Genomic DNA, 17,411 nt, shown 5'->3' on the forward strand with positions numbered 1-17,411 from the left:
CGGACGGCGGCGGCGGATCTTTCCCTTGATCGTTGCCGCCCTGATCCTTGGGCTTGAAGCTCTTGATCGACGCCCAGGCCTCGATCAGCGTGCCATCGACGCTGAAGTGGTCGCTGGACAGAAGCCGCCTGACCCGGGGCCGGGCCAGCACGGCGGCCAGGAACTGGGCCGCGATCTCACCGGCCAGGAGCCGGTCCCGGTTCCGGGTGAAGCTCGAATGATCCCAGGCCTGATCGTCGATGCCCAGCCCTACGAACCAGCGGAACAACAGGTCGAACTCCAGCCGCTCCATCAGCTGCCGCTCCGAGCGGATCGAGTAGAACGCCTGCAGGAGCATAGCCCGCAGCAGCATCTCGGGCGGGATCGACGGACGACCCATCCGAGTCGCATAGAGTGCCGAGAACGACCCGCTCAGGGCCACCAGCGCCTCGTCCGTCAGTTGCCGGATGGCCCGCAGAGGATGATCGGACCGGACCCGAGCTTCCAGGTCCACATACGAGAACAACGCCCCCGAACGCCGATCCGAGCCCCGCATCTGCCTTCCCCGTTTACTGCCAGGGAGCAGTGAATCATGCCAACCCCTGGCACGCCACGGACTTCTTCAACACCCTGCTAGGTCGCCGCCACGCGCCGATTGACGGCACCGGCCCGCATCCGCCTCACCAAGCCTGCGGCGTGATCGTTCCCTGCTTCGTGACGACGACCCAGGTCTTGCCGCGCCGCTCGATGTTTTCGATTCGTCCGACGCCCGGGACGGTGTCGCCAAGGCCGACTTCGACGAGTCGCCGCTTGCGATCCTCCAGCACCGCCACGCCATCGTAGACCTCGCGCACGGCCCAACCCTCGGCCGGCGACGGCTTCGGTTTGTCCGGGATCGTCCCGGTCTCGGTGGGCTCCGGAGCCATCGGCTTGGCCGCCTGGGGCGCCAAGGCGGGGACCGGAGCGGCGGCGCGCTTCTCGATCTGGGCCGTGAGGGCCGCCAACCGTGCGGTCTGGTCCTTCTCGGCCTGTTCGAGGCGGTCACCGGTGGCGGCGAACTTCGTGGTGAGGCTCTGCTCGGCCCGGCCGAGGCGCTCGGCGAGGTTCGCGTGGCGGGCCTTGGCTTCCGTGCGGGCGGCCTCCGCATTGTCCTGAAGCTGCGCGAGCCCCTTGGCCAGGCGCTCGACCTGGTGCTCGGATTCCGTGCGGCCGATCTCCATCTGGTGGCGGATCTGCGCCAGGGTCTCGCCGCCATCCGCGCCGCGCGGGGCCGCGAGGCCCATCGCGCCCGCGCCCAGGAGCGAACCGAGACCGAGGCTTGCCGCAGCGACGGCGAGGAGGCGTGGTTCGACGCGGAACCTGCCCGTCCGGGCCCCGCCGGTCTCGGCCGGCGCCGCCGCGGCCTTCTCGGCCGAGGCGCGGGCGCCGAGGATCGCTTGCTTGAGCAGGGTGTCGGGCGAGGGTTCCGCCGACGCCGCGAGGACCTTATCCGTCATGACCAATGCATCCTGATGGGGCAGGAAGCATTGGTTAAGGCTGTTTCTTTACGAAACCGTTACCCTGTTCTCAGGCCGCGAGCCCCCGCTGGCGCAGGAGCGGGTCGATGCTCGGCAGCCGGCCGCGGAAGGCGGTGTAGGCCTCCCCCGGATCGCGCAGGTTGCCGGCCCCGTACACGTACTTGCGCAGGCGGGCCGCCGTCTCCGGGTGGAAGATGTCGCCGGCCTCGCGGAAGGCGTCGAACGCATCGGCGTCGAGGACTTCCGACCAGAGATAGCTGTAGTAGCCGGCGGCATAGCCGTCGCCGGAGAAGATGTGCGCGAAGTGCGGCGTCCGGTGCCGCATCGAGATCTCCGCCGGCATGGCGATGCGCTTCAGGGCGTCCGCCTCGAAGGCGGTCACGTCGAGACCGTCTTCGCCGCCACTCGACAGGTGCAGCGTCATGTCGACGATGGCCGACGACGTGTACTCGATCGTCGCGAAGCCCTGGTTGAAGGTCCGGGCCGCGAGCAGTCGCTTCAGCAGGTCCTCCGGCATCGGCTCGCCGGTGCGGTGGTGCCGGGCGTGCTTGCGCAGCACCTCCGGCTGTTCGAGCCAGTGCTCGTAGAGCTGCGATGGCAATTCGACGAAGTCGCCCGCGACCGCGGTGCCCGCCAGCATCGGGTAGGTCACGTCGGACAGGAGCCCGTGCAGGGCATGGCCGAACTCGTGGAACAGGGTGCGGGCATCGTCGAAGGAAAGCAGCGTCGCCTCGCCCTCCGGGGCACGCGCGAAGTTCATCACGTTGACGATGATCGGCTTGATGTCGCCGTTGAGCCGCTCCTGCGAGCGGAAGGCGCTCATCCAGGCGCCGCTGCGCTTCGTGGCGCGGGCGAAGTAATCGCCGAGGAACAGGCCGACCTCCGAGCCGTCGGCGTTGCGCACGGTCCAGGCGCGCACGTCCGGATGGTAGCGCGGCACGTCGGGCAGTTCCGTGAAGCGCAGGCCGAACAGCCGCTCGGCCGTGTCGAAGGCCGCCGCGATGACGCCGTCGAGGGGCAGGTACGGCTTGATCTCACTTTCGTCGAGGTCGTGCTCGGCCCGGCGCAGCTTCTCGGCGTAGTGGCGCCAGTCGTGCTTGGCGAGGTCGAAGTTATGGCCCTCGGCCTGGACCAGGGCCTGGAGCCGGTCGCGCTCGGCGGCGGCCTGGTGGTGGGCCGGCGTCCAGACGTTGCGCAGCAGGTCCATCGCCCGGTCGGGCGACCCGGCCATCGAGTCCGAGAGCTTGAAATGCGCGAAGCTGTCATAGCCGAGCAGGCGCGCGCGCTCGGCCCGCAGGGAGACGATCTCCGCGATGATGCCACGGTTGTCCGTGGCGCCGCCGCCCTCGCCGCGGCGGGTCCAGGCCTCGTAGGCCTTCTCGCGCAGGTCGCGGCGGGTGGAGAAGACCAGGAACGGCTCGATCAGCGAGCGCGACAGGGTGATGACGTGGCCGTGCGCGCCGCCCCGCTCGCGGGCGGCCGAGGCGGCGGCGGCGCGCAGGAAGGGCGGCAGGCCGGCGAGGTCGTCCTCGGTCTCCAGGGGCAGCGCGAAGGCGCTCTCGTCCGCGAGGAGGTTCTGGCTGAAGGTGGTGCCGAGCTCGGCCATGCGCGCGGCGATCTCGGCCATCCGGGCCTTGGCCTCCGGCGCGAGGTCGGCGCCCGAGCGGCGGAATCGGGTCCGGTAGCGCTCGAGCACCCGCCGCTCCTCCGGCCCGAGTTGCTCGGCCTCGGCATCGACGGCGGAAATGCGCGCCCAGAGCGCCGCGTCCAGGTAGATCGCGCTGCCGTGGCGGGCGAGGCGGGGCGTGATGGCACGCTCGACGGCCTGGAGTTCGGGATTGGTGTGGCTGCCGCTCAGGTTGAAGAACACCGAGGCGACGCGGTCGAGGTCGTGCCCGGCCCGCTCCAGGGCCGCGACCGTGTTGTCGAAGCGTGCCGGGCTCGTCTCCGCCGCGATGGCGTCGATCTCGGCCCGGTGGCTGGCGAGCGCGGCCTCGAAGGCCGGAAGGTAATGGACCGGCGCGATCTGCTCGAAGGGCGGCAATCCGTGCGGCGTCGACCAGGTCCGCTCCGCGAACGGCCCGATCTGCGCCGGGGCGGCGGCGGTCTCCTGAGCGGTCTCCTGGGAAGCGTCGGGCGTGCCAATGGTCATTCGCGTTCCTTCGTGCGGTTCGTCGCGCATCGTGCCGCAAGGTAAGCACGTGGGCGCGAAGCGCAAAGCCATGCGCGCGGTCGGCGGCGTCGCGGGGCGCCATCCGTCACGCTTCCGCTCGCTCGAACCCTGCGGCCGTCTCGGCCGTTACAGGCCGTCCGCCGCGATCGACCGGTTCCGATCGACCCGTCTCGGCGGACCGATGTCGACGAACCGGATCGGGAACGAGATGCCCCTGCGCCACCGCCACGCTCTTCCCCGCGCCGCGGCCGCGATCCTCGCCCTCTCGGGCGGGGTCGTCCTGACCGGCGCCGCGATGGCCGAGCAGAAGGGCGTGCCCTCCGACGCCACCGCGATCCCGATGCCGCCGCCGGAGCCGCCCCAGCGCCCGCCGGAACTCGCGACGCCGGCCCCGGCGCCGGCGCCGGTACCGACCGAGGCCCCGCGCCCGCCCGAGCGCCCGCCCGAACTCTCGCCACCCGCGGTTCCGGCGCCCGCGGCGTCGGCGAAGGCCCGCGAGCCCGAGCCGGTGAAGCCGGCGGAAGGCGCCGAGATGCCGGCCCCGCCGCCGCGCCCGGCCGAACTCTCGGCCCCCGCGCTGGCGATCACGGTCGCGCCCGTCGACGACAGCGCCTGCCGGCGCCGCCTGGAGCGTCTGGGCGCCCGGTTCGAGCCCCTGCCGGCCGTCACGAACGGCCAGTGCGGGGCCGCCAAGCCCCTCAAGGTCACGGCGCTCGCCGACGACCTCGCCCTGACGCCCCCCGTGACCCTGGTCTGCGCCGCGGCCGAATCCCTCGCCCGCTGGGCGACGGAAGCGCAGGTCGCCGCCGAACGCGACCTCGGCCAACCGCTCAAGGGTTTGACGATCGGCACCTCCTACGAGTGCCGGGGCCAGAATCACGATCCCGACGCCAAGCTGAGCGAGCACAGCTTCGCCAACGGCGTCGACGTGATGGGCTTCACCTTCGCCAACCGCCCGGCGATCTCCGTGCTGGCCGCGCCCGAGGGGACGCCCGAGGCGACCTTCCTCGGTGCGGTGCGGGGCCGGGCCTGCGACTTCTTCCGCACGGTCCTCGGCCCGGGCTCGGATGCGGCCCATGCCAATCATCTCCACCTCGACGAGCGGCAGCGAAACGCCGGTCACCGCCTGTGTCAGTGAGGGGGGAACGCGGAACCGCCCAGCGCACTTACTCCTGCGCAATCAGGCGGATAGCGCGGGAGTTCTTCGGTGATCAGGTATCCTTCGACACGGATCGGCGGCCTCGCGGTCCTGACCCTGGTCACGCTGGCGGGCGGAGCGCGCGCCGAGACGAAAGACAAGGCGGAGGCGCCGGCCCTGACGCGCGAGGCGGTGGAATCCGCCGCGTTGGCACCGGCGGGGGACGCGACGAAGAGCGACACCAAGAAGGCGGACAAGGGCGAGGTGGCGAAGGGTGAGGCGGCCAAGCGCAGCGGCGCGAAGCGGCCCGAGCCCGCTCTGATCAAGGCGCAGGTGCTCCTCGATCGCGCCCACTTCTCGCCCGGCGCCATCGATGGGCGCGACGGTGACAACCTCCGCGGCGCCGTGGCGGCCTTCGCCGCCGCCAACGGGTTGAAGCCCGAGACGGAGATCAGGCCGAACCTCGCCGACAAGCTGCAGGCCACCAGCCACGATCCGGTGCTGACGGAGTACGCGATCACGGAGGCCGACGCGGCCGGGCCGTTCGTCGAGAAGATGCCGCCGAAGATGGAGGACCAGGCCGACCTCGATGCGCTGGGTTACACCAGCCCGCGCGAGATGCTGGCCGAGCGCTTCCACATGTCCCCCGATCTTCTCGGCGCGCTCAATCCCGACGCCGATTTCGGCAAGGCCGGCACGAAGATCCTGGTTGCGGCGGTGAAGCCGCTGGAGACCGGCAAGCCGACGGCGGAGGAGAAGGCCGCGAAGAAGCAGGCCAAGGAGTCGACCAGGAAGGAAGCCAGGCGCGACGAGGCCAAGGCGGCCGAGGCCAAGGATTCGGGCGCCCAGGCCACCGACCTCAAGGAACGCGATGCGAAGGACGTGACCCGGATCGAGGTCGACAAGGAGAGCCGGAACGTGCGCGCCTTCGACAAGGACGGGACGCTGGTGGCGTTCTATCCCGCCTCGATCGGCAGCGAGGAGAAGCCGGCGCCGTCCGGCGAGGCGAAGGTCGAGGGCGTCGCCTACGCACCGACCTACACCTACGACCCGAAATACCAGTTCGCCGGCGTCAAGGCGAAGACCAAGTTCACGATCCCGCCGGGGCCGAACAACCCGGTCGGGGTGGTCTGGATCGACCTGTCGATCCCGTCCTACGGCATCCACGGCACGCCGGAGCCGGAGAAGGTCGGCAAGACCGAATCCCACGGCTGCATCCGGCTGACGAACTGGGATGCGCGCGACCTGGCCAACCGCGTCAGCCGCGGCGCGCAAGTGGTGTTCAAGGACGAGTAGACCGCCACCGGCCGACGCCCGCCAGGAGCGCGGCGTCGGCGAGGAAGGCCAGGGCGGCCGTGGCGGCGGTGCCCTGGAGCATCGCCACGGTGTTCTGGTTCTGCAGGCCCGCCACGATGGGCGTACCCAGGGTCGAGGCGCCCGCCAGGGCACCGACGGCGGCCGTGGCGATGGCCAGCACCAGCGCGGTCCGCAGGGTCTCGACGATGTCGGGAGCGGCCAGCGGCAGCTCGATCCGGCACAGGATCTGGAGCCGGTTCAGGCCGATCGCCCGCCCGGCCTCGCGGATTTCGGGAGGCACGCCGGCGATCGCGCCTGCCGTCCCGCGCAGCACCGGCATGATGCCGTAGGCGACGAGGGCGAGCAGCGTCGGCGGTCCGCCGAACCCGAGCACCGGAAGGGCGAGCGCCACCACGACGACCGGCGGGACCGCCTGCGCGGCCGCCGCGAGGCCGTCGATCGCCGGCCGCCACGGCTCGGCGAAGCGTCGCGTCACCAGGATCCCGAGGCCGATGCCGAGGACGGCCACGAGGGCGAGGCCGGTTCCGGCGAGGACGAGATGCGCGCGTGTCAGGTCGAGGAGGCGTCCCACCGCCAGCGGACGGTGCGCGGGCTCCCCCAGGGCCTCGGTGATCCAGCCGGCCACGGCGGGGTGGCTGGCGCCCGCCAGGACCAGACCCGTCAGGGCGAAGCCGAGGGCGGGCGACATACGCGGCGGCTTCATCCCCGAGGTTTTCTCGACGTCCAAGTTCCTCATGCGTGCCACCGCCGCCGCGCGGCCGCCTCGAGCCGGCTGAGTCCCCGCTCGGCCAGGAGCGAGAGCACCACCACGGGGATCGCGCCGAGGAGGATCAGATCGGGGGCGAACTGCGCCATGCCGTCGAAGACGATGCGTCCGAGGCCGCCGCCGCCGACCAGGGCGCCGAGGGTGGCGAGGCCGAGGCCCTGCACGGCGGCGACGCGGACGGCGCCGACGAGGATCGGCGCTCCGATCGGCAGGCGGATCCGGGCCAGGATCTGCCCGCGCGAGAGGCCCACGGCCTCGGCGGCCTGGAGGGTGTCGGCGTCGGGCGCCCGCAGGGCCAGGGCGAGGCCGCGCCAGAGCGGCAGCGCCAGGTAGGCGGCGATGGCGACGACGGCCGGAACGGGACCGAGGGCCGAGAGGCCGAGGTCGCGCAGGGCCGGGACGGCGCGCAGGAGGCCCGCCATCGCGGCGACCATCGCGCCGAGGAGAGCGACGGCGGGCACGACCTGGAGCCCGCCGAGCACCAGGGCCACGAGCCCCTGCCCGCGCCGCGTCAGCGACAATCCGACCGCCAGGAGGCAGGCGAGGAGCAGCGCGGCGCCCGCGAGGGCGAGGTGTTCTGCGATCGCCGCGTTCACCGTCCCGCGCCGGGCCGCGTACTCGACGGCGAGCGAGAGAGCGTCGAAGGCGCCCATTCGGCCCACCGTCGCCAGGGCGAGGCTCAGGAGCACGCCCGTAGCGAGGCCGAGGCCGGGGATGCGCGCGCGGCGGACGGCGAGGCCGAGGGCGCCGCCGAGGAGGGCCAGCGCCAGCCAGCACCCCGGGCCGAGGCTGGTCCGGGCCGCCGGGGGAAGGCCGGCCAGGGACAGGGCGGCGCCCCTCCCGAGGCCCTGTCCGAGCAGGAGCGTGGCGAGGACCAGCAGCAGGACGGCCGCCGCCGCCCCGCCGCGCCCCCGCGAAGTCGCGGCGAGGCCGATGGCGCCGGCGCCCAGCGCCAGCACGACGAAGCCCGTCGTGCCGAGGGCCGCGAGACCCGTCACCGGATGTCCGAGGGCGAGCCGGTTCTCGGCGACGCTCAGGAGGGGCAGGCGCGTCAGGGCGATGGCCAGGGCGCCGAACCACGCCGTCGCCGCGAGGAGCGGACGAATCCCGGCGCGGCCCGTCCCGCCCTGGCGCGGATCGGCCGTCACGGCAACAATCCGTTCTCGGCCAGGAAGCGGTCCGCCACCGCGTCGGCGACCTCGCCGTCCACGGTGATGCGGGCGTTGAGCCGCCGCAGGGTTTCCGCATCGAGGCGCGTGAAGACCCGTGCGAGGGCCGGGGCGATCCCGGGGTGGCGCGCAAGGTCGGCCTTTCGGATCACGGGGGCGACCTCGTAGACGATCTGGGCGCCGAGGGGATCGCTCATCACGACGAGATCGAGGGCCGAGAGCGCGCCGTCCGTCCCGTAGACCATGCCGGCATTCACGCCGCTGATGCCTTGCGCGGCGGCCCGTGCGGTCACCAAGGTGTCGCCGCCGGGCAGGCTGACGATGCGGTCGAGGGGCAGAGCAAAGCCGTAGGCCGCCTCGAAGGCCGGCAGGGCCGCCGGACTCTCCACGAACTCGGTGGAGGCCGCGAGCGCGATCACGCCGCGGCGGACCGCACCGGCGAAGTCGGCCATCGTCGCGAGACGTTCGCGCCGGGCGAGCGCGCCGTTGACGGCGATGAGCCAGGTGTTGTTGGCCGGCGCCCGCGTCAGCCAGACGAGGCCGCGCTCGGCATCCTTCCGCCGGATCGTCTCGTAGGCGCCCTGCGGCGACTTCCAGACCGGGTCGGTCTCGGTCCCGGTGAAGAAGGCGCCGTTGCCGGTATATTCGGGATAGATCGAGATCTCGCCCGACAGCAGGCTGTTGCGGACGATCAGGGTCGGCCCGAGCCCGAGCTTGCGCAGGACGGGCAGGCCGAGGCGTTCCAGGACTCGGGCGATCATCGCCCCCGTGAGGGCGCCTTCGGTATCGCTCTTCGAGGCCACCACGAGCGGCGCGTCCGCCGCGGCCGGACCGGCGACCGGGGTCCCGGCGAGGCCGAGCCAGACCAGCGCTTCGCGCCGCGTCGGGTCCCGCACAGGCACGCGTGGGGTTAACATAGGTTGTTGGCGCGCGAGGGGGCGCTGCCTACCGATGGGTGCCGGCGACGCAGAAATGTATCAGACCGTAACATTGCTTGCGCTCCCACGGCCTCCGGCGACCGTCAGGCGCTTGACACGCCCCGCGGAACGGGCGACGGCTCGATCCGTGCCGGGCCGGTCAGTGTGCCTTGCGGTCTCGCCCGGACCCTGGATCGTTCGCGAGACGCGGGGCCGTTTGCACACGGTGGGAGCGAACATCCGAAGACCTTCCGCGGAAGGGATTTCGGAATTCCGAACGGATCGAAGGGAAGAAGCCCCGGCGTGAGTGCTCAAGTGGACGAAGACCTTCTCAACGGGGCTCGCGTGCTTGTCGTCGAGGACGAGGCTGCGATCTCGATGCTGCTCGAGGACATGCTGCTCGATTTCGGCTGCACGGTGGTCGGACCCGCCGCGCGTCTGTCGACCGCCCTCGAGATGGCGCAGAACGAGACTTTCGAGGTCGCCATCCTCGACGTCAACGTCGCCGGCGAGCCGATCTATCCGGTGGCCGAGGCCATCGTGAAGCGCAACCTTCCGATCGTGTTCTCGACGGGCTATGGCGGCGCCGGCATCCGCGAGCCGTTCCGGGAGCGCCCGGTCGTCCAGAAGCCGTTCAGCCAGGCCGACCTCAAGCGGACGCTGATCGCCGCGGTCGCCGCCGCGCGCGCCTGATCTCACCGGATCGGAAAGGCGTCGGCCACGTGCCGGGGCCAGGCCCGCGGCGAGACGAACACCGCATCCGCCCGGAAGGTCGCGGCATCGGTCGACGGATGCCGGCTGATCCAGGCCCGGGCGGCGCGCGAGAAGCGCGCGACCTTGCGGGCGTCGATGGCGCCCTGCGCCGCCTCCAGCGTCCCCCTCGCCTTCACCTCGACGAACGCGATCGTCGCCCCGCGTCGGACGATCAGGTCGATCTCGCCCCCCGCCGCGCGGAAGCGCGACCCGAGCGGCCGATAGCCCTTCAGCATGAGAGCGAGGAGCGCCAGGGTCTCGGCCGTGCGGCCGCGCAACTCGGTGCTGCGCCGGCGCTCGGCGGCGCCGCCCTCAGCCCTCATCGTCGCGCCGGGCCAGGGCGAGGGCACGGGCATACACGATGCGGCGGGGCTGGCCGGTCTCCTCCGCCACCAGGGTCGCGGCGTCCTTGATCGAGTGTCGGGCCAGCGCGGCCGTCAGGGCCGCGTCGATGCCCGCATCGGTCTGCGCCTCGTCCGCTGCCTCCTCCTGCGTGCCGATGATCACCACCACCTCGCCCTTGGGCGCGCCCTCCTCCGCGTAGAGGGCGGCGAGAGCCCCCAGGCTGCCGCGCCGGATCGTCTCGTAGAGCTTGGTCAGTTCGCGTGCGACGGCGGCCGGGCGGGTCGCCCCGAGGACCTCCACGGCGTCGACCAGCATCTCGGGCAGGCGATGGGGAGATTCGAACAGCACGAGGGTCCCGGGGATGCGCCCCAGCGCCTCCATGCGGTTGCGCCGGGCGCCCGATTTCGCCGGCAGGAAACCCTCGAAGAAGAACCGGTCCGTGGGAAGACCCGCGGCGACGATCGCGGTCATCACCGCCGAGGGGCCGGGGATGGGCGTCACGGCGAGGCCCGCCTCGATCGCCGCCTGAACCAGCTTGAAGCCGGGATCGGAGACGAGGGGCGTGCCCGCGTCGGAGACCAGGGCCAGGGCCTCGCCGGCCTGCATCCGCGCGATCATCCGCTCGCGCACGGCCGCGTTGGAATGCTCGTGATAGGCCACCAGGGGCGTCGTGATCCCGTAATGCATCAGCAGCGTGCGGGTGACGCGCGTGTCCTCGGCCAGCACCGCATCGGCGGCGGCCAGCGTCGCCAGCGCGCGGAACGAGACGTCCTTCAGGTTTCCGATCGGGGTCGCCACCACGTGCAGGCCGGGCTCGATCGCCTCGGCTTCCGCGGCGAGGCCGAAGGCCGTGAAGGTGGCGGGCGGGCGGGCGCCGGAGCCCGGGGCGGCCGGGTCGCGGCGCCGCCGGGGACGAGGATCGATCTTCTGGGTCATGGCCGGACCTTGCCACGATCGGCCCCCGCTGCGGAATGCACGGCAGGGCGTCGGCTCACATTTACTTTTGGCCCCTAGACTGCAAGCGTGGGTCGTCAGCCGGCGACAGGGGGGCCACCGATGACGCGCGCGAACAGGCTGAAATCGGGGCTCGTCGGGATCTCGACATCGCTTCTGCTCGCAGCCTGCGTCGGCGGTCCGGATGGTGGCGGCCGCTTCTCGAACCGCGTGCCGCCGCCACAGGCCGACGCCGAGGCCACGCCGGCGCCGGTTCCCGCCGCGGGAGGACGGATCGGTACCGGATCGGTGAAGGTCGCCCTGGTGGTGCCGCTCACCGGGCCGGGCGCGGCGGTGGGCACGGCGATGCGCAACGCGGCCGAACTCGCCATCGAGGATTTCCAGAAGCCCGACCTGCAGATCCTGGTGAAGGACGATCGCGGCGCGCCGGACGGCGCGCGCGAGGCGGCGCAGGCGGCGGTGGCGGACGGGGCCGAGCTGGTCCTCGGCCCGCTCTTCGCCGCCAACGTCCAGGCGGCGGCCGGCGTGGTCCGTGCCGCGGGCAAGCCCCTCATCGCCTTCTCGACGGATGCCGGGGTGGCCGCGCGCGGCACCTACCTCCTGAGCTTCCTGCCCCAGGCCGAGGTCGACCGGGTGGTCGACGAATCCGTCGCCGCCGGCCGCAAGTCCTTCGCGGCGATGATCCCGGATTCGAGCTACGGCAATGCCGTCGAGGCCCAGTTCCGCGAGGCGGTGGCCCGCAAGGGCGCGCGCCTCGTGGCGATCGAGCGCTATCCCGTCGGCAACCCGGCCCCGGCCATCGGGCGCCTCGGCGGGCTGATCACCGGGCCCGCGGCCCAGGCCGACGCGCTCTTCATCCCCGACACGCCGGACGGTCTCGCCACCGTCGCCCCCGCCCTGACCAAGGCCGGATTCGTCCCCGGCCGCGTCCGGCCGATCGGCACCGCCGTCTGGAACGATCCCCGCGTGTTCGCGCTGCCCGCCCTTCAGGGCGGCTGGTTCGCGGCGCCGGACGCCGCCGGCTTCAACGGCTTCTCGCAGCGCTACCAGGCGCGCTTCGGCGCCGTGCCGCCGCGCGTCGCCACCCTGGCCTATGACGCGGTGTCGCTGATGGCGGCGCTGTCGCGCCAGTTCGGCTCGCAGCGCTTCGCCGACAGCACGCTGACCAACCCCTCCGGCTTCTCCGGCGTGGACGGGACCTTCCGGTTCCGGCCGGACGGCCCGAGCGACCGGGCGCTGGCGGTCCACGAGATCCGCTCCGGCGCGCCCGCGATCGTCAGCCCGGCCCCCCGCACGCTCGGCCCCTCGGGGACCTGATTAGGCGGCGAGCGCCGCCACCAGGGCGTTGAGCACCGGCGCGCCGGCCGGCGTCGCGGCGATGCGGCCGTCGGGTCCGCGCGCGATCAGCCCCTCGGCGACGAGGTCGTCGATCCGATCGGCATCCAGGGCGCGCCCCTTGAGGGCGGCGTAGCGCCCCGGATCGATGCCCTCGCGCAGGCGCAGGCCCATCATCAGGAACTCGTCGCCCTGGTCGGAGGGCGCGAGGGCCTCGGTCTCGACGATGCCGTGGCCTTGGGCCTCCACCTTGGCGAGCCAGGCTTCCGGGGTCCGCTCGGTGACGGTGCCGATCCGGCCCGCTTCCCCGAGGAGGCGGCCATGGGCGCCGGGGCCGATGCCCGCATATTCGCCGTAGCGCCAGTACAGCAGGTTGTGGCGCGATTCCGCGCCCGGCCGGGCGTGATTGGAGATCTCGTAGGCCGGCAGACCGGCCCGGTCGCAGACCTCCTGCGTCACGTCGTAGAGGGCGCGCGCGGAATCGTCGTCGGGCGGGACCAGCTTGCCGGCGGCGGCGAGGCCGTAGAACGGTGTGCCCGGCTCGATGGTGAGCTGGTAGAGCGACAGGTGCTCCGCCGCCCGGGCGATGGCGCCCTCGAGCTCGGCCCGCCAGGCGGCCGGGCTCTGGTCGGGGCGCGCATAGATCAGGTCGAAGGAGTAGCGCTCGAAATGCGCCGCGGCGACGCGCACCGCCGCCATGGCTTCCGCCGCGCTGTGCAGGCGTCCGAGCCGTTTGAGCGAGACGTCGTCCATGGCCTGGACGCCGAGGGAGACGCGGTTGACGCCGGCGGCCCGGTAGCCGCGGAAGCGCGTCGCCTCGACGCTCGTCGGGTTGGCCTCCAGCGTGACCTCGACACCCGGCGCCACGGTCCAGGCGCCCCCGATGGCGTCGAGCAGCCCCGCGACCGTGGCGGGCTGCATCAGGGAAGGCGTGCCGCCGCCGAGGAACACGCTGGACACGGTCCGGCCGGGCGTGTGCGCCGCCACATGGGCGATCTCGGCCCGGAAGGCCTGCAGGAAGCGCCCCTCGTCCACGGGCGCGTGGCGCACGTGGCTGTTGAAGTCGCAATAGGGGCACTTCGAGGCGCAGAAGGGCCAGTGCACGTAGACCCCGAAGCCCGCGTCGCGGGTCGGGTGGTCCGGGCCTGTCGGTTCGGTCATGGGGCGCACGTCATGGGGCGGATGTGCGCGCGGGACCGCGCTTTGGCAATCCCGGCGCCGGTCTCAAGGGCGCCGCAGGCAGGTCTGCGCCAGGAGCACGAAGGCGCGGGCGCGGTGCGAGAGGGCGTTGCCGGTCTGCCAGTCGACCCCGTGCTTCTCCTCCGAGGAGATCTCGCCGAAGGTGCGGTCGTAGCCGTCGGGCAGGAACATCGGATCGTAGCCGAAGCCGCTCGCCCCGCGCGGCGGCACCAGTTCGCCGAAGACCCGGCCCTCGAAGGTCTCGGTGTGGCCGTCCGGCCAGGCGATCACCAGGGCGGAGACGAAATGCGCCCGCCGGGTCGTGGCGCCGCGCTTGTCGAGCTCCGTGGCGATGCGGGCCATGGCGCCGGAAAAGTCCTTGGACGGACCGGCCCAGCGCGCCGAGAACAGCCCCGGCGCCCCGTCCAGCGCGTTGACGCAGAGCCCGGAATCGTCGGCGAAGGCCGGCAGGCCGGAGGCCGTCGCGGCGGCGAGCGCCTTGATGGCGGCGTTCTCGGCGAACATCGTGCCGGTCTCGTCGGGCTCGGGCAGCCCGAGTTCGCCCGCCGAGACCGCGTCGACGCCGAATGGCGCCAGCAGTTCGCGCATCTCCACGAGCTTGCCGGCATTGTGGGTCGCGATGACGACGCGGCCGGTGAGGATGCGATGCCCGCTCATGCGGAGGCTCCCGGTGCCACGGCCTGCTTCTGGAGGGCGACCAGGGACTGGGTGCCGCCCTTGGCGAGCCGCAGCAGCTCGAACAGCTCCTCCTCGGAGAAGGGCTTGCCCTCGGCGGTGCCCTGCACCTCGACGAGGCCGCCGGTGCCCGTGATGACGAAGTTGGCGTCCGTCTCGGCCCCGGAATCCTCGGCGTAGTCCAGGTCGAGGACGGGCTTGCCCTTGTAGATGCCGCAGGAGACCGCGGCCACGTGGTCGCGCAGGGGGTCGACCGAGATGATCGAGCGGCCGCGCATCCAGGTGAAGCAATCGTGCAGGGCGACCCAGGCCCCGGTGATCGCGGCGGTGCGGGTGCCGCCATCGGCCTGGATCACGTCGCAATCGACGGTGATCTGGCGCTCGCCGATGGCCGGCAGATTGGTGACGGCGCGGAGGGACCGGCCGATCAGGCGCTGGATCTCCTGGGTCCGGCCGGACGGCTTGCCGGAATTCACCTCGCGCCGGGTGCGCTCGTGGGTGGCGCGGGGCAGCATGGCGTATTCGGCCGTGACCCAGCCCTTGCCCGAGCCGCGCAGCCAGCCGGGGCCGCGCTCCTCCAGGGTGGCCGTGCAGAGCACCTTGGTGTCGCCGAAGCTGACGAGGCAGGAACCCTCGGCGTGGCGGGAGACGGCGCGCTCCAGGGTGACGTTGCGCAGTTCGTCGGTCGCGCGCTTCGAGGGCCGCATGCCGCTCTCCTTCCGGATGTGATGGAGAGCGGCTTTACGGTTTGGGGGATCGCCCGGCAAGAGTCGGCCCGACGAGGCGAGGGTCGCCCCGACAAGGCAGGCCTGGCGGCTGGGGAGCCGGCCCGGGCTTCCGATCAGTAGCGGTAGCGGCGATGACCGTAGTGGTGGCCGTGGTGCCGGCCGTGATGGTGGCCGAAGTGGCGGTGGTGACGATGGCCGAAGTGGCGGCCATGGTGGTGATGGTGGCGGTAGCCGCGGCCGTGGTGACGCATGTGGCCGCCATATTGCACGTCGGTGATGGCGGCGGCGGAGCCGGCGACCTCGGTCGAGACGATGCCGGGGGCGGCCTGAGCGCCCTGCGGCGCCCCGAAGAGCATCGCACCGACCATCGCCAGGACGATGGCAAGGGACTTGATCAGACCGGATCGGGCGGTGGGTCTCATGGGATGGTCACTCCTCTGTGCGATACGGCAAGGTGGATATCGGAAAGGTCCCGTCGCCGTCGGCCCGGCCTCGCGGCCCGCCTTCGACGATGGGCTAGGGCAACGCACGAACCGCGCGGAACGCCTCACACGGCCAAGCTGTTTCTTCCGGGCCGCGTGATGTCCCCCGGGGAGTGACCGCGGGAAGCATTGTGTAAAGCACTGGAGATCGTCACACTCTCCGCCTCAGGAATGGATCGTGACAGAGCCCGCCCGCCCCTTCTCGACATCGCAGCAGATGCAGGTGCTCAGTGCGCTGAACGAGCGTTCGCGCGAGATCTTCCGGCAGATCGTCGAGAGCTATCTGACGACCGGTGAGCCCGTCGGCTCGCGCAACCTCGCCCGCATCCTGCCGATGGCGCTGTCGCCGGCCTCGATCCGCAACGTCATGGCGGACCTGGAGCATTCCGGTCTCATCTTCGCGCCGCACGCCTCCGCGGGGCGCCTGCCCACGGAGCAGGGCCTGCGCTTCTTCGTCGATGCCATGCTCGAACTCGGCGATGTCGGCCGTGAGGAGCAGGAGCGGATCGAGGCGCAGATGCGCGCGGCCGCCTCGGGCCACACCTTCGATTCCGCCCTCGCCGAGGCCTCGATGCTGCTCTCGGGCATCTCCCGCGGCGCCGGCGTGGTCCTGACCACCAAGACCAACGTCCATCTCAAGCACATCGAGTTCGTGCGCCTCGATCCGACGCGGGCCCTGGTCGTGCTCGTCTCCGACGACGGCTCGGTGGAGAACCGCCTCCTCGACCTGCCGCCGGGCCTGCCGGCCAGCGCTCTCCAGGAGGCCTCGAACTACCTGAACGCCCGGCTGCAGGGCCGGACCCTCGGAACGTTGCGGGCGGAGATCGAATCGGGCCGGCAGGCGATGAAGCGCGAGCTCGACGTCATCACCGAGCGCCTGGTCGATGCCGGCCTCGCGGTGAGCGTTGGCCCCTCGGATGCGCGCCAGCTCATCGTGCGCGGTCAGGCCAACCTCCTCGACGACCTGCGCGCGGCCGAGGACCTCGAGCGCATCCGCCTGCTGTTCAACGACCTCGAGACCCAGAAGGACGTGATCGAACTCCTGTCGCGGGCCGAGGGCGGCGAGGGGGTGCGGATCTTCATCGGCTCGGAGAACAAGCTGTTCTCCCTCTCAGGCTCGTCGATGATCGCGGCGCCCTTCCGCGACGGCTCGCAGAAGATCGTCGGCGTGGTGGGCGTCATCGGGCCGACGCGCCTGAACTACGCGCGCATCGTGCCGATGGTCGACTACACCGCCCGGGTGGTCTCCGGCCTCCTCGACCGCAAGCGCTGAGCGGACGCGCGAAGGGGCGGAGCCGAAGCCCCGCCCCCATGAGTTTCCGAACCGGTCGGGTCAGCCGCGGATCACGTCGACGATCTCGTAGGTGTCGGGATCGACGATGACGATGTCGTCGTCCACCAGCACGTAGCGGTAATCCTCGTATTCCGGCGCGATCCGGACGATGTCCGGCGGCAGGTCGTAGAGGGTGTAGCTGCGGGCGATGGCCGTGCCGACGGTGAGCGCGAAGGCGCCGGCCGCGAGGCGCGGGATCCCGCGGCGGAACACGCTCTGGCGGAACTCCGTCCGCTGCGGCGCACCGAGGCGGCCATAGGCGCCCCGGACCGCACCGCGGTCGCCACGACCGCCTCGGCCCTCGCGATCGGCCCGGCCGTCGCGGCCCCCGCGGTCATCCCGGTCCCCGCGAGCGCCCTTGCCATCGCGGTCCGCCTTGCCATCACGGTCCGCCTTGCCATCACGGTCCGCCTTGCCGTCGCGATCACCCCGCGCCGCGGGTCCGCCGTCCTCGCGGCCACCGCGTTCGCCGGCCGCCGGACCGGACCGGCCGTCCTGGCGACCCGCGCCGCCCTCGGTGCCACGGGCACCGGCTCCGCCGGCCTCGCCGCGCTGTGCGCCGCCGGCCGGACCGGCTCCGGACTCCGCGCCACCGCGCATCCCGGCACCGCCGCCCCCGGCCTCGCCGCC

The 17,411-nt window shown here is 72.4% G+C and carries 18 protein-coding genes; 5 read left to right on the forward strand and 13 right to left on the reverse strand.

Annotation, left to right across the window (positions count from 1 at the left end; all coding sequences use genetic code 11):
* The 3 genes from ACLBWX_RS21890 to ACLBWX_RS21900 all read right to left on the reverse strand — a co-directional run.
* Positions 1-535 (reverse strand): transposase (locus ACLBWX_RS21890; protein WP_447678298.1); only part of this gene is annotated, 535 nt, incomplete at its 3' end.
* Between the two features lie 124 nt (positions 536-659).
* Positions 660-1,475 (reverse strand): hypothetical protein, encoded by an 816-nt coding sequence (locus ACLBWX_RS21895; RefSeq protein ID WP_447679066.1) that lies wholly within the window; start codon positions 1,473-1,475, stop codon positions 660-662.
* A gap of 70 nt (positions 1,476-1,545) precedes the next feature.
* Complete coding sequence (locus ACLBWX_RS21900; protein WP_447679067.1) at positions 1,546-3,648, reverse strand: M3 family metallopeptidase; 2,103 nt, start codon at positions 3,646-3,648, stop codon at positions 1,546-1,548.
* Positions 3,649-3,877: 229 nt separating this feature from the next.
* Here ACLBWX_RS21900 and ACLBWX_RS21905 point away from each other — a divergent pair, with 229 nt between their 5' ends.
* Positions 3,878-4,807 (forward strand): extensin-like domain-containing protein, encoded by a 930-nt coding sequence (locus tag ACLBWX_RS21905; protein WP_447679068.1) that lies wholly within the window; start codon positions 3,878-3,880, stop codon positions 4,805-4,807.
* A 69-nt stretch (positions 4,808-4,876) separates the two neighbouring features.
* Positions 4,877-6,103: a L,D-transpeptidase gene (locus ACLBWX_RS21910; protein ID WP_447679069.1), complete on the forward strand. Its 1,227-nt coding sequence runs from the start codon at positions 4,877-4,879 to the stop codon at positions 6,101-6,103.
* On the opposite strand, the gene ACLBWX_RS21915 is transcribed toward ACLBWX_RS21910, so the two are convergent.
* From ACLBWX_RS21915 to ACLBWX_RS21925, 3 genes are read right to left on the reverse strand one after another with little or no spacing between them, the layout of a single operon-like run.
* Positions 6,090-6,827 (reverse strand): ABC transporter permease, encoded by a 738-nt coding sequence (locus ACLBWX_RS21915; protein ID WP_447679070.1) that lies wholly within the window; start codon positions 6,825-6,827, stop codon positions 6,090-6,092. The genes ACLBWX_RS21910 and ACLBWX_RS21915 overlap by 14 nt on opposite strands.
* Positions 6,828-6,856: 29 nt before the next feature.
* Positions 6,857-8,038, reverse strand: coding sequence for an ABC transporter permease subunit (locus ACLBWX_RS21920; protein ID WP_447679071.1), 1,182 nt, complete (start codon positions 8,036-8,038; stop codon positions 6,857-6,859).
* On the reverse strand, positions 8,035-8,961 hold the full coding sequence (locus ACLBWX_RS21925; protein ID WP_447679072.1) for a glycine betaine ABC transporter substrate-binding protein: 927 nt from the start codon (positions 8,959-8,961) through the stop codon (positions 8,035-8,037). Before ACLBWX_RS21925 ends, ACLBWX_RS21920 begins: the two co-directional genes overlap by 4 nt.
* 318 nt (positions 8,962-9,279) lie before the next feature.
* Between ACLBWX_RS21925 and ACLBWX_RS21930 the strand changes: the two genes are divergently transcribed.
* Positions 9,280-9,669, forward strand: coding sequence for a response regulator (locus ACLBWX_RS21930; RefSeq protein WP_447679073.1), 390 nt, complete (start codon positions 9,280-9,282; stop codon positions 9,667-9,669).
* Between the two features lie 2 nt (positions 9,670-9,671).
* On the opposite strand, the gene ACLBWX_RS21935 is transcribed toward ACLBWX_RS21930, so the two are convergent.
* Entirely contained in the window at positions 9,672-10,052 is a 381-nt protein-coding gene (locus ACLBWX_RS21935) for a YraN family protein (protein WP_243214468.1), read from the reverse strand.
* Entirely contained in the window at positions 10,042-11,010 is a 969-nt protein-coding gene (gene rsmI / locus ACLBWX_RS21940; RefSeq protein WP_447679074.1) for a 16S rRNA (cytidine(1402)-2'-O)-methyltransferase, read from the reverse strand. The genes ACLBWX_RS21935 and rsmI overlap by 11 nt, the downstream gene beginning before the upstream one ends.
* A 120-nt stretch (positions 11,011-11,130) precedes the next feature.
* On the opposite strand from rsmI, the gene ACLBWX_RS21945 reads away from it, so the two are divergent.
* Complete coding sequence (locus ACLBWX_RS21945) at positions 11,131-12,345, forward strand: penicillin-binding protein activator (protein ID WP_447679075.1); 1,215 nt, start codon at positions 11,131-11,133, stop codon at positions 12,343-12,345.
* Here ACLBWX_RS21945 and hemW read toward each other — a convergent pair whose 3' ends face one another.
* The 4 genes from hemW to ACLBWX_RS21965 form a co-directional block, all read right to left on the reverse strand.
* Positions 12,346-13,524 (reverse strand): radical SAM family heme chaperone HemW, encoded by a 1,179-nt coding sequence (gene hemW, locus ACLBWX_RS21950; protein ID WP_447679076.1) that lies wholly within the window; start codon positions 13,522-13,524, stop codon positions 12,346-12,348. It abuts the gene before it with no gap.
* A gap of 63 nt (positions 13,525-13,587) precedes the next feature.
* The gene (gene rdgB / locus ACLBWX_RS21955; protein WP_447679077.1) at positions 13,588-14,220 is read right to left on the reverse strand and encodes an RdgB/HAM1 family non-canonical purine NTP pyrophosphatase; all 633 of its coding nucleotides are present in this window, start codon (positions 14,218-14,220) and stop codon (positions 13,588-13,590) included.
* Complete coding sequence (gene rph, locus ACLBWX_RS21960) at positions 14,217-14,945, reverse strand: ribonuclease PH (RefSeq protein ID WP_447679078.1); 729 nt, start codon at positions 14,943-14,945, stop codon at positions 14,217-14,219. The genes rdgB and rph overlap by 4 nt, the downstream gene beginning before the upstream one ends.
* 134 nt (positions 14,946-15,079) lie before the next feature.
* Positions 15,080-15,388: a hypothetical protein gene (locus ACLBWX_RS21965; RefSeq protein ID WP_447679079.1), complete on the reverse strand. Its 309-nt coding sequence runs from the start codon at positions 15,386-15,388 to the stop codon at positions 15,080-15,082.
* Positions 15,389-15,665: 277 nt separating this feature from the next.
* Here ACLBWX_RS21965 and hrcA point away from each other — a divergent pair, with 277 nt between their 5' ends.
* On the forward strand, positions 15,666-16,721 hold the full coding sequence (gene hrcA, locus ACLBWX_RS21970; protein ID WP_200930057.1) for a heat-inducible transcriptional repressor HrcA: 1,056 nt from the start codon (positions 15,666-15,668) through the stop codon (positions 16,719-16,721).
* Between the two features lie 60 nt (positions 16,722-16,781).
* On the opposite strand, the gene ACLBWX_RS21975 is transcribed toward hrcA, so the two are convergent.
* The coding region (locus ACLBWX_RS21975) for a DUF1236 domain-containing protein (protein ID WP_447679080.1) at positions 16,782-17,411 on the reverse strand (630 nt) is incomplete at its 5' end.

The organism is Methylobacterium sp. M6A4_1b (assembly GCF_053345175.1).